At 48.3% G+C, this 19,158-nt stretch carries 16 protein-coding genes; 10 read left to right on the top strand and 6 right to left on the bottom strand.

Annotated elements, in window-relative coordinates; genetic code table 11:
* The first annotated feature begins 1 nt into the window (after window position 1).
* A complete protein-coding gene (locus CPA45_RS05475; protein ID WP_096650811.1) occupies window positions 2-556 on the top strand; it encodes a GspH/FimT family pseudopilin in 555 nt (184 codons plus the stop codon).
* Window positions 557-631: 75 nt separating this feature from the next.
* On the opposite strand, the gene trxB is transcribed toward CPA45_RS05475, so the two are convergent.
* Window positions 632-1,582 (bottom strand): thioredoxin-disulfide reductase, encoded by a 951-nt coding sequence (gene trxB / locus CPA45_RS05480; RefSeq protein ID WP_096650614.1) that lies wholly within the window; start codon window positions 1,580-1,582, stop codon window positions 632-634.
* Between the two features lie 271 nt (window positions 1,583-1,853).
* Between trxB and acnA the strand changes: the two genes are divergently transcribed.
* The gene (gene acnA / locus CPA45_RS05485; protein WP_096650615.1) at window positions 1,854-4,601 is read left to right on the top strand and encodes an aconitate hydratase AcnA; all 2,748 of its coding nucleotides are present in this window, start codon (window positions 1,854-1,856) and stop codon (window positions 4,599-4,601) included.
* Window positions 4,602-4,687: 86 nt separating this feature from the next.
* Here acnA and CPA45_RS05490 read toward each other — a convergent pair whose 3' ends face one another.
* From CPA45_RS05490 to CPA45_RS05515, 5 genes are all read right to left on the bottom strand, one after another.
* A complete protein-coding gene (locus tag CPA45_RS05490; RefSeq protein ID WP_096650616.1) occupies window positions 4,688-6,367 on the bottom strand; it encodes an NAD-dependent malic enzyme in 1,680 nt (559 codons plus the stop codon).
* A gap of 191 nt (window positions 6,368-6,558) precedes the next feature.
* Window positions 6,559-7,770 (bottom strand): YeeE/YedE family protein, encoded by a 1,212-nt coding sequence (locus tag CPA45_RS05495; RefSeq protein WP_096650617.1) that lies wholly within the window; start codon window positions 7,768-7,770, stop codon window positions 6,559-6,561.
* A 176-nt stretch (window positions 7,771-7,946) separates the two neighbouring features.
* Window positions 7,947-8,702, bottom strand: a complete 756-nt coding sequence (locus CPA45_RS05505) for an amino acid ABC transporter ATP-binding protein (RefSeq protein ID WP_096650619.1) — start codon at window positions 8,700-8,702, stop codon at window positions 7,947-7,949.
* Window positions 8,699-9,367 (bottom strand): amino acid ABC transporter permease, encoded by a 669-nt coding sequence (locus CPA45_RS05510; RefSeq protein ID WP_096650620.1) that lies wholly within the window; start codon window positions 9,365-9,367, stop codon window positions 8,699-8,701. The genes CPA45_RS05505 and CPA45_RS05510 overlap by 4 nt, the downstream gene beginning before the upstream one ends.
* A gap of 68 nt (window positions 9,368-9,435) precedes the next feature.
* Window positions 9,436-10,206 (bottom strand): amino acid ABC transporter substrate-binding protein, encoded by a 771-nt coding sequence (locus CPA45_RS05515; RefSeq protein WP_096650621.1) that lies wholly within the window; start codon window positions 10,204-10,206, stop codon window positions 9,436-9,438.
* Window positions 10,207-10,826: 620 nt separating this feature from the next.
* On the opposite strand from CPA45_RS05515, the gene rfbA reads away from it, so the two are divergent.
* Genes rfbA through CPA45_RS05560 form a run of 8 tightly spaced genes read left to right on the top strand, consistent with a single transcriptional unit; the run spans window position 10,827 to window position 19,155 of the window.
* Entirely contained in the window at window positions 10,827-11,696 is an 870-nt protein-coding gene (rfbA, locus tag CPA45_RS05525; RefSeq protein ID WP_096650623.1) for a glucose-1-phosphate thymidylyltransferase RfbA, read from the top strand.
* Window positions 11,693-12,826, top strand: a complete 1,134-nt coding sequence (locus CPA45_RS05530) for a DegT/DnrJ/EryC1/StrS family aminotransferase (RefSeq protein WP_096650624.1) — start codon at window positions 11,693-11,695, stop codon at window positions 12,824-12,826. The genes rfbA and CPA45_RS05530 overlap by 4 nt, the downstream gene beginning before the upstream one ends.
* Window positions 12,816-13,976: an HpcH/HpaI aldolase/citrate lyase family protein gene (locus tag CPA45_RS05535; RefSeq protein WP_096650625.1), complete on the top strand. Its 1,161-nt coding sequence runs from the start codon at window positions 12,816-12,818 to the stop codon at window positions 13,974-13,976. The genes CPA45_RS05530 and CPA45_RS05535 overlap by 11 nt, the downstream gene beginning before the upstream one ends.
* The gene (locus CPA45_RS05540; protein ID WP_096650626.1) at window positions 13,973-15,316 is read left to right on the top strand and encodes an MmgE/PrpD family protein; all 1,344 of its coding nucleotides are present in this window, start codon (window positions 13,973-13,975) and stop codon (window positions 15,314-15,316) included. Before CPA45_RS05535 ends, CPA45_RS05540 begins: the two co-directional genes overlap by 4 nt.
* Window positions 15,316-16,203: a peptidase gene (locus CPA45_RS05545; RefSeq protein ID WP_096650627.1), complete on the top strand. Its 888-nt coding sequence runs from the start codon at window positions 15,316-15,318 to the stop codon at window positions 16,201-16,203. The genes CPA45_RS05540 and CPA45_RS05545 overlap by 1 nt, the downstream gene beginning before the upstream one ends.
* A complete protein-coding gene (locus CPA45_RS05550) occupies window positions 16,203-17,171 on the top strand; it encodes a 2-hydroxyacid dehydrogenase (protein WP_096650628.1) in 969 nt (322 codons plus the stop codon). The genes CPA45_RS05545 and CPA45_RS05550 overlap by 1 nt, the downstream gene beginning before the upstream one ends.
* On the top strand, window positions 17,171-18,421 hold the full coding sequence (locus tag CPA45_RS05555) for an ATP-grasp domain-containing protein (protein WP_208858457.1): 1,251 nt from the start codon (window positions 17,171-17,173) through the stop codon (window positions 18,419-18,421). The genes CPA45_RS05550 and CPA45_RS05555 overlap by 1 nt, the downstream gene beginning before the upstream one ends.
* A complete protein-coding gene (locus CPA45_RS05560) occupies window positions 18,412-19,155 on the top strand; it encodes a WbqC family protein (protein ID WP_096650630.1) in 744 nt (247 codons plus the stop codon). The genes CPA45_RS05555 and CPA45_RS05560 overlap by 10 nt, the downstream gene beginning before the upstream one ends.
* The last annotated feature ends 3 nt before the right edge of the window (window positions 19,156-19,158 follow it).

Genomic DNA, 19,158 nt, shown 5'->3' on the forward strand with positions numbered 1-19,158 from the left:
CATGCATGATATTCAAGTGTCATACCATTATCGCTGGCAAGGGTTCACGCTCATCGAGATGCTGATAGCACTGGCTTTGATGGGTATCCTTGCAGCCTGGGGGCTTCCGAACTTCCAAGCACTCAAAGAGCGCTCGGCGATAACGAGTGAAGTGAACCGCATACAAACCGCGCTGACACTGGCACGCAACACAGCAATTACACGCGACATAGATACGACGGTATGTCCTGTTAACAATAGCCGGAACGCTTGCTTGGCCGGAGCCGACAGTTGGGGCGGTGAGTGGGTAGTCTTTGTTGGCAGGCCGTCAGGAAGCATACCAAGTGAGGATATCGTACGTTTTTTCCCCGCCATTGCAGGGGCCACTTCGACGAGCAAAACGCACGTTAATGCAAGCTATCTATCTTATAACAGCCAAGGCCGCGTCATTTACGGCGCACGAACACTCGATATTTGCCCCACTCAAAAACGCGCTGACCAACAAGGGAAAGAGGTGTTCATCCACCCATTTGGACGCGCCAGGGTAGGAGAAGACCCCATTAATTGCTCTTACTAATGGGGCCTCTCAACAGCATGCATGCGGTTTAGCTATACCATCCAGATAATCTTAAGCGATGCTATTTAGATAATTTTAAGAGATGCCATCCAGATAACGCTCTGCATCCAGTGCCGCCATACAGCCGCTGCCAGCAGAAGTAATCGCTTGGCGGTAGATATGATCCATGACATCACCGCAGGCAAACACACCCGGTACGCTAGTGGCGGTCGCATTGCCTTCAAGACCAGACTTCACTTTGATATAGCCACCATTCATTTCAAGCTGGCCTTCAAAAATGCCTGTGTTGGGGCTATGACCAATGGCAATAAACAGCCCAGGTGCATGGATCTCTTTGGTAGCGCCATCTTTCGTCGATTTTACTCGCACACCAGTGACCCCAGTGTTATCGCCTAACACTTCGTCCACTTCATAGAACCACTCAAGCACAATTTTGCCTGCTTCAGCTTTCTCGAACAGCTTGTCTTGCAAGATCTTTTCAGCACGCAGTGTATCGCGGCGATGCACCAGAGTGACCTTTGACGCGATATTGGAAAGGTACAACGCCTCCTCAACAGCGGTATTGCCACCACCCACCACTATCACTTCCTGGTTACGATAGAAGAAACCATCACAAGTCGCGCAGGCCGAAACCCCTTGGCCCATAAACTGCTGCTCAGTCGGCAAACCGAGATAACGAGCGCTAGCACCAGTGGCAATAATCAGCGCATCACAGGTATAAATACCGCTATCCCCTTTCAAGGTGTACGGTTTTTCACCTAGGCTGACCTCATTGATATGGTCAAACAGCACTTCAGTGTTAAAGCGCTCGGCATGCTGCTTCATGCGCTCCATCAGCTCTGGCCCTTGTACACCCTGGGCATCACCCGGCCAGTTATCCACGTCAGTTGTGGTAGTCAGCTGGCCACCCGCCTGCAGACCAGTAATCAGCAGCGGCTTAAGGTTAGCACGTGCTGCATACACCGCTGCGGTATAGCCGGCAGGGCCGGAACCCAGAATAATCAAACGTTCATGACGCGTTTCCATGACACCACCTTTGGTCATAATTGAGCAGATAACATTGCGAGAGAGTCTGCCTGAAATGGCGCCAAGTACAAGCTATTGCAAGGGTTAATCTAGGCTATTAGACAAAGATGTCTTGAAAGCCCTGAATGAAACACCCATGTGCTATTAATAAGTTCAGCCATACTGTTAAGCCATACTATTCAGCCATACTGTTAATCTATACAAAGGAAAGCAGAGACCGTGCATAGCGAGTTATTCATCGCTAACCACTTAGTAATCAGAGGAGAAGGCAATGAGTAAGACACCCGATACGCTAGACTCCCTAACAGTGGGCAATCAGCAATACCACTACTACAGCCTACCTAAAGCAGCCGAAACCTTTGGCAATATCGACCGGCTTCCCAAAACGCTCAAAATTCTACTCGAAAACCAGCTGCGCTTCGTCAATGACGAAAGCGTCGCCCAAGAAGATATGCAAGCCCTGGTCGACTGGCAGGCCGAGGGGAAATCCAGCCGTGAAATAGGCTACCGTCCTGCGCGGGTATTGATGCAGGACTTCACCGGCGTCCCCGGCGTCGTTGACCTTGCTTCGATGCGTGCCGCAGTGGAAAAGCTTGGCGAAGATCCTGCACGCATCAACCCGCTTTCCCCTGTAGATCTGGTTATCGACCACTCGGTCATGGTGGATAAATTCGGCAATGCTGCGGCCTTTCAGCAAAACGTCGATATAGAAATGCAGCGCAATGGTGAGCGCTACGAATTTCTACGCTGGGGACAGCAGGCGTTCGATAACTTCAGTGTGGTGCCCCCCGGCACCGGCATTTGCCACCAGGTCAACCTAGAGTACCTTGGACGTACGGTATGGACCAAAGAGGAGGATGGCAGCACCCTCGCCTACCCAGATACATTGGTAGGCACCGACTCTCATACCACCATGATTAATGGCCTAGGCGTACTTGGCTGGGGCGTAGGTGGCATTGAGGCCGAGGCAGCCATGCTAGGCCAGCCAGTATCAATGCTGATACCCGAAGTGATCGGTTTCAAACTGACTGGCAAACTACGTGAAGGCATTACCGCGACAGACCTGGTACTTACTGTTACAGAAATGCTCCGCAAAAAAGGCGTGGTGGGTAAGTTTGTTGAGTTTTACGGTGACGGCCTGAAAGACCTACCTTTGGCAGACCGCGCCACCATTGCCAATATGGCGCCGGAGTACGGTGCTACCTGCGGCTTCTTCCCAGTGGATGATGAAACACTCAACTACCTGCGCCTAACTGGCCGTGAAGATCAGCAGGTTGCCTTAGTGGAGGCTTATAGCAAAGCCCAGGGCCTGTGGCGTGAGCCTAATGATGAGCCGATCTTCACCGATACCCTTAGCCTGGATATGAACGAGGTAGAAGCCAGCCTCGCAGGCCCCAAACGCCCTCAAGACCGAGTGGCGCTGCAAGATATGCCTAGCGCATTTCAGCAGGTCATGGAAGAGGATGGCAAAGCGCTACCCAGTGCGGAAGCAGGCAAGCTCTCTTCCGAGGGCGGGCAAACCGCAGTAGGCATTGATCGCAGCTTCGAGGGTAATTTTAAACACCGCGACAGCCAAGCAATCACCATGGACGAACGAGACTTCAGCCTCGATCCCGGCGCTGTGGTCATTGCTGCGATTACCTCTTGCACCAACACCTCTAACCCCAGCGTGATGATGGCGGCAGGGCTTCTAGCACGTAACGCGCGCGAGAAAGGCTTAACCACCAAACCCTGGGTTAAAACCTCCTTGGCACCTGGTTCTAAAGTAGTCACCGACTACTTAGCCGCTGCCAATTTAAGCGATGACCTGAATGCGCTGGGCTTCAACCTAGTGGGCTACGGCTGCACTACCTGTATCGGCAACTCAGGGCCACTCCCTGATGAGATTGAAAAAGCCATTAACGATGGCGAGTTGGCCGTTGCCTCAGTGCTTTCTGGCAACCGTAACTTTGAAGGACGCGTTCACCCACTGGTAAAAACCAACTGGCTGGCCTCGCCCCCCTTAGTGGTCGCTTACGCGCTAGCAGGCAACGTGCAGTGCAACTTAACCAAAGACCCGCTGGGCCAGGATCGCAGTGGCAACCCTGTTTATCTTAAAGATATTTGGCCATCACAAGCGGACATCGCAAACGCTGTTGAAAAAGTAAATACCGAGATGTTCCGTAAAGAGTACGGCGCCGTGTTCGAAGGCGACGCTACCTGGAAGGCGATCAAGGTACCCGAAAGCAAGGTCTACCAGTGGCCAGAATCTACCTATATTCAGCATCCGCCTTTCTTCGAGGGCATGGAGCGTGAGCCAGACGCGATCAACGATGTGGAAAACGCTCGCGTGCTCGCCATGCTGGGTGACTCGGTAACCACCGACCATATCTCTCCAGCGGGTTCTATTAAACCCGACAGCCCTGCAGGGCGTTACTTGCAAGAGCATGGTGTGAAGCCTGTCGACTTCAACTCATACGGCTCCCGCCGAGGTAACCATGAAGTAATGATGCGCGGCACTTTTGCCAACGTGCGGATTAAAAACGAAATGCTTGATGGCGTTGTGGGCGGTGAAACCCGCCACGTGCCCAGCGGCGAACAGATGGCGATTTATGACGCGGCCATGAAGTATAAAGAGGATGGCGTACCACTGGTGGTCATTGCCGGTAAAGAGTACGGCACCGGCTCCTCACGGGACTGGGCCGCAAAAGGTACCCGACTGCTGGGCGTTCGCGCCGTCATTGCAGAGTCTTTCGAGCGTATTCACCGCTCTAACCTCATTGGCATGGGTGTTGTACCACTGCAGTTCCCCGAGGGGGAAAGCCGACAAACGTTAGGGTTAACAGGTGATGAAGAGGTATCAATCGCTGGCTTAAGCGATTTAAGCCCTGGTGGCACGGTGCAAATCGTGATCAAAAATAGCGAGGGCGAACGTACCGTTGATGCCAAGTGTCGAATTGATACGGTAAACGAGCTGGCTTACTACCGTCACGGTGGTATCCTTCACTACGTGCTGCGCAAGATGATTGGCGCAGCCTAAAGGTAAAACCTTACCAATGCTTGCATGCCCCCACCTCGGTGGGGGCTTTTTTTATGGCTGCTCCGCTTGATGCAGGCTAGGCCCCTTTAGAAGGCACCACGACGGTAGATACGGTACTCAGGCAACCAGCAGGCCTTCTCGATCCGCTCACGCAGCTCCGGACCGCTGGTTTTAAGTGCCACGCCATTTTGCTGTGCCTGTGCTGCCACCTCAAAAGCAATCGATTTGCTGATATCACGAATTCGTGACAGCGGGGGTAACAATGCTCCTTTGCCCTCTTTTACCAGCGGCGCTTCGCGGGCAAGCGCACGAGAGGCACTCATTAACATCTCATCGGTAACACGGTTTGCGCCAGCCGCGATAACCCCCAGGCCAATGCCAGGGAAGATATAGGCGTTGTTGCACTGGGCAATGGGGTAAGTACGGCCGTTGTAGACGACAGGTGCAAAGGGGCTGCCGGTGGCCACCAACGCTTGACCATCGGTCCAGCGGATAACGTCTTCGGGCACAGCTTCTGCCTGAGAGGTGGGATTCGAAAGCGGCATAATCACCGGGTGTTCACAGCCCGCGTGCATCGTACGCACTACCTGCTCGGTGAAGATACCTCGCTGGCCACACACACCAATCAAAATCGTAGGTTTGATTTGTGCAATAGTTTCCTCAAGCCCCTGGCCATTCCAGCTCGCCACTAAGGCAGGGTCATGGGCCAAGCGGCGCTGGAAATCACGCTGCCAAGGCTGGTCGGAGGTCATCAAACCATCACGGTCAATAATAAAAATGCGCGCCCGTGCTTCACTTTCCGTTAAACCTTCGGCCTCCATCGACACAACAACTTGCTCGGCAATACCGCAACCAGCAGAACCACCACCGACAAACACCACACGCTGTTGGGCGATGGTCTCTTCACGGGCCTGACATGCTGCCATTAAAGTGCCAACTACCACTGAAGCGGTGCCCTGAACATCGTCGTTGAAACAGCATAGTTCGTCGCGATAACGCTCCAGCAGTGGCACCGCATTAGCCTGGGCAAAATCCTCAAACTGCAGCAGTACATTCGGCCAGCGGCGCTTCACAGCGGCAATAAACTCCGCCATAAAGGCATCGTACTCTTCCTGGCTTACCCGCTCATGGCGCCAGCCCATATACATTGGGTCGTCAAGCAGCGCCTGATTGTTAGTACCGACATCAATCATAATCGGCAGCGTATACGCCGGACTGATACCACCGCATGCAGTATAGAGCGCCAGCTTACCAATCGGGATACCCATACCACCGATTCCCTGGTCGCCTAAGCCTAAAATGCGCTCTCCATCAGTCACTACGATCACTTTGACGTTATCTTTAGTGGCACTGCGCAGGATATCGTCCAGATGCTCACGATCGGGGTAGCTGATAAATAAACCCCGATGGTTACGGTAAATGTTGGAAAATTCCTGGCATGCCTTACCCACCGTTGGCGTATAGATGATTGGCAGCATCTCTTCAAGATGCTCCGACACCAGGCGGAAATAGAGTGTTTCGTTATCGTCTTGAATAGCGCGCAGGTGAATATGCTTTTCAAGGTCGCTATGGCACTGCTGATACTGGCGGTACACACGCTCTAGCTGGTCATCGATGGTTTCTACTTTTTGGGGCAGCAAGCCAATCAAATTAAACGCCAGCCGTTCCTCCTGAGTAAACGCGCTGCCTTTATTCAATAGCGGCATTTCGAGTAAAGAAGGACCGGCGTAAGGAAGGTATAAGGGGCGTTTACTTATAGTAGACATAGGCACTCTCTTTTTATATCAATCGCTGTTGCAATGCAGCAACGCTGGGCGTTGGCGGCGTTTGCGGGTAATGTAACATGACCGTACGACAAAGGTGGAAGGGTCATAAATAATGTGCCAAAAAAACGCCTCAGCAAACTGCCGAGGCGCTAGATGTAAAACGTCTAAAACAGGCTTCTAAACAGAGTTGTTTAACAGCTCTTGGCCGTTGGCTGGCGCCCCTCCTGTCCATCAAAGAAAAACGGACGCAGTTTTACTCCGACCATGTTGCCTGCGAAGGCTGCCACCATCCACACCCAGCCATGCAGGCTGCCTGAGGCTATACCGCTAAAGTAGGCGCCAATATTACAGCCAAACGCTAAACGCGCCCCGTACCCCAGTAAAATGCCACCAATAACTGCCGCCAGCACGGATTTAAACGGTATACGAAAGTTAGGTGCAAAGCGGCCCGCTAAGCTTGCTGCTGCTAGAGCCCCTAACATAATGCCCACGTTCATCACCGTGGTAATGTCGCTCCATACACTGGCTTCTAACGCAGCGGCATTGCTAGGCGCCTGCCAATAGCCCCACTGGCTAACATCACCACCTACCAGCTCATAGCCTTTTGCACCCCACAGCGCAAACGCCGAAGTAATGCCCCATGGGCGGCCCGCCAGCGCTAGCGTCGCGAAGTTCAACAGTGCCAACGCCACCGCACCAACCAACAGCGGCCAAGGGCCAGTCAGCCAACGCTCTACCCCTGGCTTATCAATCCTTGGCGCCTGCTCTAAATGACCGTGACGACGCTTTTCCATAATCACGGTAAAGATGGCAATCGCCACAAACAACACCAAGCTAATACCGATACCGCCCCCTACCCCCGCCACATTAACAAGCGATACGGGCTGGAATGCAGGCAGGCTTTGCCACCACGCAAAATGTGCCGAACCAATCACAGAACCAACAATAAAGAACAACAACGTAATCAACATGCGGGCATTACCGCCCCCAGCCGTAAACAGGGTGCCCGAAGCGCAGCCACCACCTAGCTGCATACCGATGCCAAAAATAAACGCACCAAACAGCACCGAGAGGCCAATGGGCGACACAAATCCTGACACTGGCGTACCAAATAGCGTACCCGCGCCAAGTGCGGGGAAAAACAGCACCACCGCAATGGCCAGCATAATCATCTGCGCACGCAGACCACGCCCTCGGCGTTCAGTAATAAATACTCGCCATGCAGCAGTAAAGCCAAATGCCGCGTGATACAGCACCATCCCAAGCAAGCCGCCAACAATCATCAGCAGGCCCGTATTGGCACTAAACACCACGCCGATCAGCAGCGCGCCCAGTACAATCGCTGCAGTAGCCAATAACGGCACGCGATGCTTCACGGGTGCCGTAGCAGAGATAGTCGCCATAGTTCACCTTTTAACAACGCCAAAGCGCCTGCTAAAAGGCAGGCGCTTGGCTGAATGGGATAATCGTTAAAGCCTACCGCTAGTGGTAAAGAGCAGGAAATGCTTACTTTAGCAGTATATATATCTTCAAAGAATATAGCAGAAAACAGGGCCACAACACGCCCATAGAGCATTGGTTAAGGCACTGTTTGCCCTGTGGGTGCTAGGATTTTGCGCAAAAAATGGCGGGTCCTCTCATCTTTTGGCACGGTGAACAGTTCCTCTGGCGGGGCTTGCTCGACAATACCGCCCTGGTCCATGAATACAACTCGATCCGCCACTTCTCGGGCGAACTGCATTTCATGGGTCACTACAATCATCGTTTGATGCTCAAGGGCCAGCTGCTTCATAAGGCTCAGCACCTCTTCTACCCACTGCGGGTCAAGGGACGAGGTGGGCTCATCAAACAAAATTACATCAGCATTGGCGGCCATGGCGCGACCAATCCCTACGCGCTGCTGCTGTCCACCTGAGAGCGAAGCTGGATAGGCATCCGCTTTATCTGCAAGCCCAATGCGCTCCAGGATCTCTCGAGCCCGTGCATAGGCCTGAGCTTTCGGCAATTTATCCACCACAATCATGCCTTCGCTAATATTCTCCAACGCAGTTTTATTCGCGAACAGGCCATAGTTCTGAAATACGAACGCTGTGCGCCGACGCAGTGCCAGAATATCTGAGCGGGTAGCGCGCTGGGTATCAACACTCAGATTGCCGATTTTCAAACGACCAGAGTCAGGCTTTTCAAGAAAGTTAATACAGCGTAATAGCGTTGACTTACCCGTGCCAGAAGGGCCGATAATCACAATGATCTCGCCCTTCGAGAGGGTCAAGTCAATATCGCTAAAGACCACCTGATTACCAAAGCGCTTGGTGATACCTTGCAGCGAAATCATCGTTGATAAGCCCTGTTAAGATAAATTTCTAAGCGACGTTGCCCCCAAGAGAGCACTTCTACGACAACCCAATAAATAAGCGCTACCAACAAAAATGCTTCCAGGTAAAGGAAGCTGCCGGCGGCTTCTTTTTGCGTGGCCCCCATCAGCTCAGTCACCCCCAGTGTAAAGGCTAACGAGGTCGCTTTAATCATATCGATGAAGTAATTCATTAGTGTTGGTGTTGCAACACGAGTCGCCTGAGGCAGAATAATCCGCCGCATCAGTTGCGACTGGGTCATACCGATAGAGAGCGCAGCTTCGGTTTGACTGCGATCAATGCCAACAATCGCAGCGCGAATCGACTCAGCCATGTAGGCAGAAAAGTGTAGTGTCAGCCCCAGCACTGCAGCAGTGACGCCTGTCATCGATATTAGCGCGCTGATCAACTGCGGTAAGCCGTAGTAGAACAGAAACAGCTGAACCAGCAGCGGTGTGCCGCGGAAAAAAGAGATAAATAGAAGCGCAAAACCGTTTAAGAACGGTACCTGCGATACGCGAACGACTGCTAGCAAGCACGCTAATATTAGCGCAAAGAACATGGCGATCGTCGCCATCTGGATGGTGAGCGGCAAGTAGCGCAGCAGAACCGGCAATAGCTCCCACATATACTCTAAATTAAGCATAGCAACATCGCTTATAAGCAAACGGCCGTGGCATTGCCACGGCCGCAGAAAACGGATTTAGTCAGCCGTTACGGCTGAGTGATATCAATATTAAACCATTTTTCAGATATTTCGCGTAGCGTCCCATTTTCACGCAGCTCTGCCAGTGCCGCATCAACGCGATCGCGCTGTTCACGGCCCGCCTCGTCATCACGAAAAGGCAGCGCGTTCTCAATGGTCGAGAAGGGTTGGCCAGCCAGCTCTAACGGTAAACCACGTTCGCTGATTACCTGGGTAGCACTTACGCGATCCATGACAAACGCATCTACCCGGCCCAGTGCAACATCTTGTTCAATGTTGGACTCATAAGTACGAATATCAATCTCATCTGCATGGGGCTGCTCACGCAGCAGCTGCTCGTAGTTCGAGCCTAAATTTACTGCAACGCTTTTACCAGACAAATCCTCAACGCCGTAAATAGCATCGTTGCCTGCGCGCACTACCACCTGCGCCCCGTCATAAACATAAGGCGCCGTGAAGACATACTTAGCCTCACGCTCTGGTGTGATGGTGATTTGATTGGCGATGGTATCGATACGCCCAGACTCAAGCATACCCGCTAGCCCCGAGAAGCTTGCGGTTACAAATTCAATCTCATCACCCGATAACTCACCCACCGCATTCAAGACATCAACTTCAAAGCCCTTTAGCTCATCGCGCTCGACAAACGTAAAGGGGAAGTAGCCACCAGACATACCAACTCGTAATGTATCGGCTTGAGCTGCCGCGGCAAACAGCCCACTAGCGACGCTTAAAGAAAGCGCAGCCAGGGTGAGATTAAGCTTGCGTGTCAGTAACATAAATTCGTTTCCTCATGGTCAGCATCAAACACTAATGAGTACTATTTTAACCTCAGTCAAATGACAAATAAAAGAATATAAAAATTATTTTTTATGCGATTTGGAAATAAGAAATCATATTGATCTATGAAAGATAGCCCAAGCTGCTGATACGCGCTGCGAAGCCATACTTTCATACGTGAGTGTTCCGCAATACTCATAATGCTGCGAACGTTAGCTCCCGCCCAGAAACGAGAGTTATTGAAATCAATTTTTTGAGTCAGCTTGGCATGTAGTTTCGGCAGTTCAATCAGCGTTTCGTCCTGCGACTTGGCTTGCTAGAAGGTTCCAGACTGCTGGAAGCGCGCAAAGCTTCCAACGCGGCCATGGTTATGCACCACCATGCTCACCGCCCATAAAGTGAATCTTACCCATGCCTACTTCTCCGCTATGGCCCCTCTTAGCGAATCTAGCAAAAGCAGAAGGTACTTCATGAGCAAAGCGGCTAAACCTTGGCGTTACCTGCAATAACGGTTTTAAACCTAGTAGGTGTGGATAGTCGATAAGAACAAGCGCCACCAGCATCAAGAAGCCGCGAAAACTGCCGATAACATTGTTACACCCTACAGTGAGTGGCAGCCATGAAAGGTATCATTTTGGCGGGAGGTAGTGGCTCTAGGCTGTACCCCATCACTATGGGAGTGTCCAAACAGCTGCTGCCTATCTACGATAAACCAATGATCTATTATCCGCTGTCAGTGCTGATGCTGGCCGGTATTCAAGATATCTTGATCATTACCACACCAGACGATCAAACTAGCTTTAAACGCCTATTAGGCGATGGTAGCCAGTTCGGCATCAACCTGACCTATGCTCTACAGCCAAGACCAGAGGGGCTGGCACAAGCGTTTTTAATAGGCGCACAGTTCATTGGAAACGACAGCGTTTGCTTGATCCTGGGAGACAATATTTTTTATGGCCAAGGCTTTACACCCAAGTTACGCCAAGCATCACTGCATAAAAACGGAGCCACCGTTTTTGGCTACCAAGTAAAAGACCCGGAACGTTTTGGGGTCGTGGAATTTGATACCAGCAAACGTGCAGTCAGTTTAGAAGAAAAGCCTATAAAACCACGCTCTAACTACGCTGTTACGGGCCTCTATTTCTATGATAATGACGTCATCAACATTGCTAGGCAGGTGAAGCCCTCTAAGCGTGGTGAACTTGAAATCACCAGTATCAACCAAGCATATCTGGAGCGAGGCGACCTACACGTTGAGGTGCTTGGCCGAGGGTTTGCATGGCTGGATACAGGTACCCACGAGAGTTTGCTTGAAGCCGCCCAATTTGTAGAAACCATTGAGAAACGCCAAGGCTATAAGATCGCCTGCCTTGAAGAGATTGCTTTTAACCAGGGTTGGGTTAGCCAGGATGAAATCCTAGAGCATAGCCACAGTCTTAATAAAAACGGTTATGGCGCTTATATCAGACATTTAGTGAGAGAATCATGAGCGATAAGCCCATTTATGTTACAGAACCGTTTCTTCCACCATTAGAGGAGTTCATCCCGTATTTGGAGAAAATCTGGGAAAGTAAACGCCTCACGAATAATGGCCCCATGCACCAACAGCTGGAAGAAGCGCTGTGCGAGTATCTAGGTGTGCCTGAGATAGCGCTGTTCAATAACGGCACTATCGCGCTTCTTACGGCCTTGCAAGCATTGAGAATCACCGGTGAAGTAATCACTACACCATTCTCATTCGTGGCGACAGCACATGCTCTGACCTGGAACGATATTACACCTGTATTTGTCGATATAGACCCTAACACCTTCAATATTGACCCTAATAAAATCGAAGCGGCTATTACCCCACGGACCACGGCGATTATGCCTGTCCATTGCTATGGTAACCCATGTGATGTGGATGCCATTCAGTCAATCGCTGACAAATATAATCTTAAGGTTATATATGATGCTGCCCACGCCTTTGGGGTTCAAGATGAAGGTGGTAGCGTTCTAAGGCATGGCGATTTGAGTGCTGTGAGCTTCCATGCCACTAAAGTTTTCAATACGTTTGAGGGTGGTGCAATTATCTGCCCGGATAAAAAAACGAAACAACATATCAATAATTTAAAAAACTTCGGTATAGTTGATGAGGTGACGGTTGTCGCAGCTGGCATAAATGGAAAAATGAGCGAGGTAAATGCTGCATTTGGGTTGCTACAGCTCAAGTATATCGATAAAGCACTCGATGGCCGAAAGTTTGTCGATAGCTATTATAGAAGTACATTACATGAAGTTCCTGGGATCAGTTTTCTCACTCCGCTGGATCTGGAGAAACATAATTTCTCTTATTTCCCTATACTGGTAGAAGATGAGTATCCACTAAGTAGAAATGAGCTTTACTTTTTATTAAAAGAAAACAATATTCATGGGCGGAGGTATTTCTACCCACTGATTAGTGAGGCCAGTACTTACCGACAGCAGTCTCACATTAACCCCAGCCCTGACATAGCTCTAAGAGTAGCCGACAAAGTACTGTGCTTACCTATTTATCCACATTTATCTATCGAAGAAATAGACAAAATTATCCAATTAATACGCCAACCGACTGCGGTAGCCTCATCTCATGAAACATAATCAACACTTGCCTGACGAATATTTTCAGCAGCCTCCGCAGCCTTTCAATAAGTTCTCAGAAAAATCCATTCTGCAGAACTCCTTGGGTGGCACCCTATATATGCCCGGCACAAGAAAGATCATTGACAAGCTAATTCAAAAAGAGCTTCCTGAGCTAAAATCAATGGTTATGTGCCTGGAAGACGCCGTACCGGAACAAGATCTAGAGCTCGCAGAAGAAAATATTATCTACCACCTGGAAAGTCTCTATGAGGCGATCCAGCAGGGCGATCTTACGATAGACGAGATCCCTCTTATTTTTATCAGAGCTCGTAATACAGAGCAGTTTCTAAATTTTTCAAACAAAATAACCAAGAAAACTGCTTATGTACTAACAGGCTTTGTCTTTCCTAAGTTCTATAGTTATAACGCAAACATATATCTAGAGAAGCTTAAACAGATCAACCTGAAGCTCGACTCTAAACTGTACGCCATGCCTATTTTGGAAGGCAAGACAATCGCCTACCGTGAAAGCAGATCTAAAGAACTTGAAAAATTAAAACTCATTTTAGACCCTTACCAAGAGCAAATTCTTAATATTCGCATTGGTGGCACCGACTTTTCTTCACTATTTGGTGTACGCCGCAGCATGCACTCTACTGTCTATGACATCCTTCCTGTACGGGATGCTATTTCGGACATTTTAAACTTTTTTAATCGTATGGAAGATAGCTATACGGTATCGGCTCCTGTGTGGGAATATTTTCTTGCTTACAAAAAAGATGACCTTCTTAAATACATGCGTGATGACATTCACCGTTCGCTGCTAACCAAAGAGCCAATTCTTAACGATGCTATTGATGGGCTGCTCCGAGAAGTAGTGCAAGACAAAGCTAACGGGATGGTAGGAAAGACGGTCATTCACCCTTCTCACCTTAGATTTGTTAATGCCATGCAAGCTGTCACGCTGGAAGAGTACGAAGATGCAATACAAATACTGGAAACACATGGTGGTGTTATAAAAAGCCGAAATGGCAATAAAATGAACGAGATAGCACCACACCGCAATTGGGCCAAACGTATTACGCTTAGAGCTCAAGCGTATGGCGTTATCAATGATGAAAGCGAGTATATGCGGCTTTTTCTTAGTCCTGTGGATAAACAACATTGAGTACTCAAACTGATCAGCTCGTTGACCTTCTGTACAGTACTAGCTTGCTCCCTTTAAGTGAGCAGCAACAGTACACTTGTCGCCTGCGACTGCTGGACTATATGGGAGTTACCTATGCTGGTGCCAAGCTGCTCGAAAAAGAATTAGCCGCAAAATATCAGTTTTCCGGGGCAAACCACGGAAATTCCGCAATAGTAGGGACGCCTTGGTATACCTCGCCAGAAACAGCCTCATTAATGAATGGAATGAGTGCCCACGCTGCAGAGCTGGACGATGGCGAGCGTTACGGCATGGTGCATCCAGGTGCGCCGGTAATATCGGCGGTGCTTGCCATTGTTCAGGCACGAAAACTAAACCTTGATGCGCTCTTGAAAGGCATTTATGTAGGCTACGAAGCCTCTATATTACTCGCTAGGCTGTTACAGCCTACGATGAAAGACAAGGGGTACCATGCAACCGGAACCTGCGGCAGTATTGGTGCAGCAATGGGGGTTGCAGCCGCCTGTGATTTTACTCGCCAACAAATGAAGTCTACTTTTTGTGCTGCAGTAACCAGCTCTTCCGGGATTCTGAAAGTAATTCGTGGCGCCTCCGAGCTGAAACCCTACAACGTAGGCCAAGCGGCGATGAACGGTGTGGCTGCTGCAGGTGTCGCTGCCATGAACCTAAACAGCCCTGAAGATGTATTGGAAGGGGAGCAAGGCTTTTTCTGCATGATGACAGGAAATGCATCCCTGTCTATTGGTGACATTCAACCTGCAAATGCGGTGGAGCGCGTTTACATCAAGCCTTACGCAGCGTGTCGACATTGCCATGGCCCCATTGAGGCTGTGCTAACGCTTCGTGAACATGGTGGTTTTTCCCTACAAGATATTGAGTCCATATCAATAACAACGCATCGGTATGCAGTTTACCTGCATGATCATGTCATCATCGAGGGTAGCGCTTCCGCCAAAATGAGCGTGCCTTATAGTGTAGCTGTTGCGCTTGTCACAGGCAGGGCGGGTATGCAGGAATTTTCCGACACCAGTGTTACCGACCCTACTATCTTAGCGTTAACTCACAAGATACACATGCATGCAGATGAAGAGCTGACAGCGCTAGTGCCAGGAAAGCGAGCTGCTATTGTGGAAATCAGGACACATCAGGGAGATACGTTCACCGCCAGAGTAGATTTACCGAAAGGTGAACCTGAAAACCCGGTGAATGAGCAGGAGTTGATAGAAAAATTCTGCGACCTGGCTGTCTTTTCAGGGAAGGAGCAGGAAAAGGCTAAATGGGAAGCTCTTCAGATTCTTCAAGCAGAATGGCCTGCTGCGATCTTTAAAGGAAAAGCATAATGAAAGAAACACGTGACTTCCTAGCACGGATCGGGCTTCCTGAGGGCGACTGCTACGATCTACCAACGTCAGAAAAGCGCTTCCTTGATGGCGGACAATATCGTTTTGAAGTGCCAGGAATACAAGGCCCGGCAACCATGAAAGCCCTGTTACTTGAACTGGACAAGCACAATATACACATCCACCGGGTGACCCAGACTAAAGGCATCATGTCTCTGACAGATGAAGATATACAGGCCATGTATGAGATGGCCAAGCAACACCATGTAGAACTAATATTAGCCATAGGCCCTAGAGCAACGACCGATACAAGTGCATCAGTCAACACACCCGAAGGTCAGCGCATGGGCTACCGCCTGCGGGGGCAAGAGCAGATTGTCCGGGCAATTGAAGATGTAAAGCGTGTGGCACGTTTCGGGTGCCGCTCCTTTCTAGTCTACGATGAAGGCTGCCTATGGGTTCTGAACGAAGCCCGCAAGGCTGGTGAGATACCGGCTGACTGCAAGTTCAAAGTGTCAGCCCACTGTGGCCATGGTAATCCATGCTCCGCCAAACTGCTTGAACTTAACGGTGCTGACTCGCTTAACCCCGTGCGTGATATCCAATTGCAAATGTTATCTGCTCTTCGAAAGACCGTTGATATTCCTCTTGACGTACACACAGAGAATCCAGCCTCGACAGGTGGTTTCATTCGTCACTATGAAGTTCCTGAAATGATTCGGATTGCCGCCCCCATCTATCTGAAAACGGGTGGTTCTGTTGCCAAAACGCATAGCTGGGATACCAGCGAAGCAGAAGCAAGAGCAAGGGCCAAACAGGTACTATTAGTTAAGAGGATGATAGATCAGTACTACCCGGAAGCCATTTGGTCTGGAACAAAAAAATAATGCCGCGAATACTTCTCACAAACCACTATAGCGCTGGCCCTTTGGCGTTTATCAATAAGTTGGTTCCAACTGGCTTTGAGCTGATTGCCTTAGAGCAGCCAGGTCAAGAAGAAGTGATCCGTAAAATTCCGCATGCTGATTATTTGCTGGTAGGTGGACGCACGAGAATTGACCGTAAAGTACTTGGCTCAGCTTCAAAACTGAAGATGATTCAGCGCTCTGGCGTCGGCCTTGATTCACTGGACCTGGATGCAATTCGTGAGCGAAAGCTACCCCTATATGTGAATGAAGGTGTCAATGCTCGTAGTGTAGCCGAGCATACCGTTATGCTAATGCTAGCCACACTCAGAAAGGTGGCAATAGTCAATGCAACGACCAAAAATGGCGAGTGGGTTAAGCATGACGTAGGTATTAATTGTCATAACCTTTATGGCAAGCAGGTAGGCTTGATTGGATTAGGTAATATCGGTGAGCAGGTTGCAGCCATGCTAAAAGGTTTCGGTGTAAATCTTACCTACTTCAAACGAAAGCCTTTATCTTTTGATAAAGAACGAGAACTTAATATACGTTACCTGCCCTTGCAGGAGTTATTAGCTACATCCGATATTATTAGCCTTCATTGTTCATTGAGTACTGAAACAACCGATTTACTGAGCATAGATGAGTTAGCTAGGGTTAAAACTGGCAGCGTACTTATCAATACTGCCCGTGGCGGACTAGTCAATGAGACGGCTTTGTTAGGAGCACTGAAGTCAGGACATCTTGCTGGTGCTGGACTGGATGTCTTTACAAAAGAGCCGTTGGCTGCAGGGCATCCATTTTTTGAACAAGACAACCTGCTGCTTACTCCTCATATTGCTAGTATAACAGCAGAAACTTTTGCAGATATGATGAGTCGTGCATTTAGTAATATTGCTCTTTTCGATGCTGGGAAAGAGATAAAGATGACAGCAAAAAGAGTTATATGATGACCAAGCCAGTTGCTATCGTTTTGGGTGGGACAGTCCCACATAAATTTCTTATCGAAAACCTCAAAAAAAGAGGTTATAAAACAATACTAATTGATTATTATGAAAATCCACCAGCTGCATCCATCGCTGACGTTCACATTAAAGAAAGTGCGCTTGATGCATGCATCGTCGAAAAGATTGCACAAAAAAATGATGCGGCCCTGGTAATTTGCGCGGCTTTAGACCAACCTTTGCCTGTATCTATTACCGTGAGTGAAAAACTTAATCTTCCCATCCCTTTTAACTCTGAGGTTGCATACAACCTTACAAACAAAAGTGCGATGAAAAGAGTAATGAAAAAGACAGGCATTCCTACTCCCGAATGGCATTGTGTAGAAACGATGGAGGATGCATATGCACATAGTATTCCACTGCCGTTTATTGTTAAGCCAGAAGATGGCACTGGTTCTAAAGGTATCACCATTGTTGAAAACGAACAGAACTTTGAAGAAGCGTTGCAACTAGCCTTCAACGCAAGCATGAATGGAAAAATAATTATTGAAGAATTTTTTAACGGCTTAGAACTCAGTGTAGATTGTGTCGTCAAAGAGGGTGTTTCAAAAGTCATACTCTTCAGGGAAAGACACAAGTGTGACAAGAATGGTAGTGCAAAAGGAACACAGTGTGTAGCAACCATATCACCAGCAAACATACCTGAAAGTACAAAAAAAAGCATCACAAAAATCATGTCATTAATTGCAAATGCCTTTAATGTTAAAAATGGCGTCTTACTTGCTCAACTAATCATTAAGAGCAATCAACAGGTCACTATACTTGAAATTGCAGGCCGTGTTAGCGGTGGCCCAGGCGGATTCGTTGCGGTTAAGAAAAAAACCGGCATTGACATGTTGGATATTTTCTTAAGAGCCTATTTAGGTGAGGAAATCAACATTACCATTAATGATGACAGCCGACATTACATTACCGGAAGTCTTTATTGTAGCGAAGGCATACTTGGCTCTTTCATCAATTTTGAAGAACTAATTAAAGCTAAAATCGTTGACGGACTATTTCTTTATAAAAACAGAGGCGAGGAAGTTTCTCATGAGTTTTCAACAAAAAGCCGTGTCGCTGGTTTTTCAATTTCCGCCGACTCACGAAATGAACTTAAAGAAAAAATAAATACAATGTATAACCAATGCGACATATTAGATAAGACAGGAAAATCTATTTTTCTTCGGCAAGTCGGAGTTCACAAATGCTTATAGCCGACGACAGCATTATGGTAACAGAAAAAAAAATTGCCATCATGCAGCCATACTTTTTCCCATACTTAGGTTATTTTCAGTTAATTGCAGCATCAGATTTTTTCATCTTTCTTGATGATGTACAGTACATCAAAAGAGGTTGGATAAACAAAAACAAAATAAATACCAAACATGGAGAAGTTTTTTTTACAATACCGATTAAAAAAGCCAGCTTGGAAAATAAGATAAACGAAACTCTTTGCACAGACTTATTGATCTGGAAAAAGAAATTTTTCAAGACTCTAGAAATAAATTATTCCTCAAAAAAGCATGATATGAATTTTCTATACTTCCTAAAAGAAAACTTAATTCCACAAACTCAGATAGAACCAACAATCAGTGATATTTCTATACACTCGATTGAGCTAGTTTTACGCTACTTAGATATAGAATTTAATTATGAAAAAAGCTCGAACATCGATAAGGACTCTGAAAAAAAAGGAACTGAAAGAATCATTTCTATCGTTAAAAAAAACCAAGGGACAAAGTATATAAACCTTCCTGGGGGAAAAGATATTTACAAAAAAAGTCTTTTTAAGCACAATGGATTAGGCCTTAATTTCATTGACCCTTCAGCTGCAAAAACCACCACTTCCAATGAAATCAAAAACGCCTCTATAATTGATACAATCATGCTCTTTGGAAAGGAAAAACCCAGAGAATTAATATTAAACTACAGCCTAACTGAAGCATAGAAA

Source organism: Vreelandella nigrificans (assembly GCF_002374315.1).
GTDB lineage: Bacteria > Pseudomonadota > Gammaproteobacteria > Pseudomonadales > Halomonadaceae > Vreelandella > Vreelandella nigrificans.

What these genes read in the sequence shown, in the direction of transcription:
- CPA45_RS05505 (WP_096650619.1), bottom strand. Translation starts at nt 8,702, where the DNA reads ATGATTTCGCTGCAAGGTATCACCAAGCGCTTTGGTAATCAGGTGGTC.
- CPA45_RS05530 (WP_096650624.1), top strand. Translation starts at nt 11,693, where the DNA reads ATGAGCGATAAGCCCATTTATGTTACAGAACCGTTTCTTCCACCATTA.
- rfbA (WP_096650623.1), top strand. Translation starts at nt 10,827, where the DNA reads ATGAAAGGTATCATTTTGGCGGGAGGTAGTGGCTCTAGGCTGTACCCC.
- CPA45_RS05495 (WP_096650617.1), bottom strand. Translation starts at nt 7,770, where the DNA reads ATGGCGACTATCTCTGCTACGGCACCCGTGAAGCATCGCGTGCCGTTA.
- CPA45_RS05490 (WP_096650616.1), bottom strand. Translation starts at nt 6,367, where the DNA reads ATGTCTACTATAAGTAAACGCCCCTTATACCTTCCTTACGCCGGTCCT.
- acnA (WP_096650615.1), top strand. Translation starts at nt 1,854, where the DNA reads ATGAGTAAGACACCCGATACGCTAGACTCCCTAACAGTGGGCAATCAG.
- CPA45_RS05550 (WP_096650628.1), top strand. Translation starts at nt 16,203, where the DNA reads ATGCCGCGAATACTTCTCACAAACCACTATAGCGCTGGCCCTTTGGCG.
- CPA45_RS05515 (WP_096650621.1), bottom strand. Translation starts at nt 10,206, where the DNA reads ATGTTACTGACACGCAAGCTTAATCTCACCCTGGCTGCGCTTTCTTTA.
- CPA45_RS05560 (WP_096650630.1), top strand. Translation starts at nt 18,412, where the DNA reads ATGCTTATAGCCGACGACAGCATTATGGTAACAGAAAAAAAAATTGCC.
- CPA45_RS05510 (WP_096650620.1), bottom strand. Translation starts at nt 9,367, where the DNA reads ATGCTTAATTTAGAGTATATGTGGGAGCTATTGCCGGTTCTGCTGCGC.
- CPA45_RS05555 (WP_208858457.1), top strand. Translation starts at nt 17,171, where the DNA reads ATGACCAAGCCAGTTGCTATCGTTTTGGGTGGGACAGTCCCACATAAA.
- trxB (WP_096650614.1), bottom strand. Translation starts at nt 1,582, where the DNA reads ATGGAAACGCGTCATGAACGTTTGATTATTCTGGGTTCCGGCCCTGCC.
- CPA45_RS05545 (WP_096650627.1), top strand. Translation starts at nt 15,316, where the DNA reads ATGAAAGAAACACGTGACTTCCTAGCACGGATCGGGCTTCCTGAGGGC.
- CPA45_RS05535 (WP_096650625.1), top strand. Translation starts at nt 12,816, where the DNA reads ATGAAACATAATCAACACTTGCCTGACGAATATTTTCAGCAGCCTCCG.
- CPA45_RS05475 (WP_096650811.1), top strand. Translation starts at nt 2, where the DNA reads ATGCATGATATTCAAGTGTCATACCATTATCGCTGGCAAGGGTTCACG.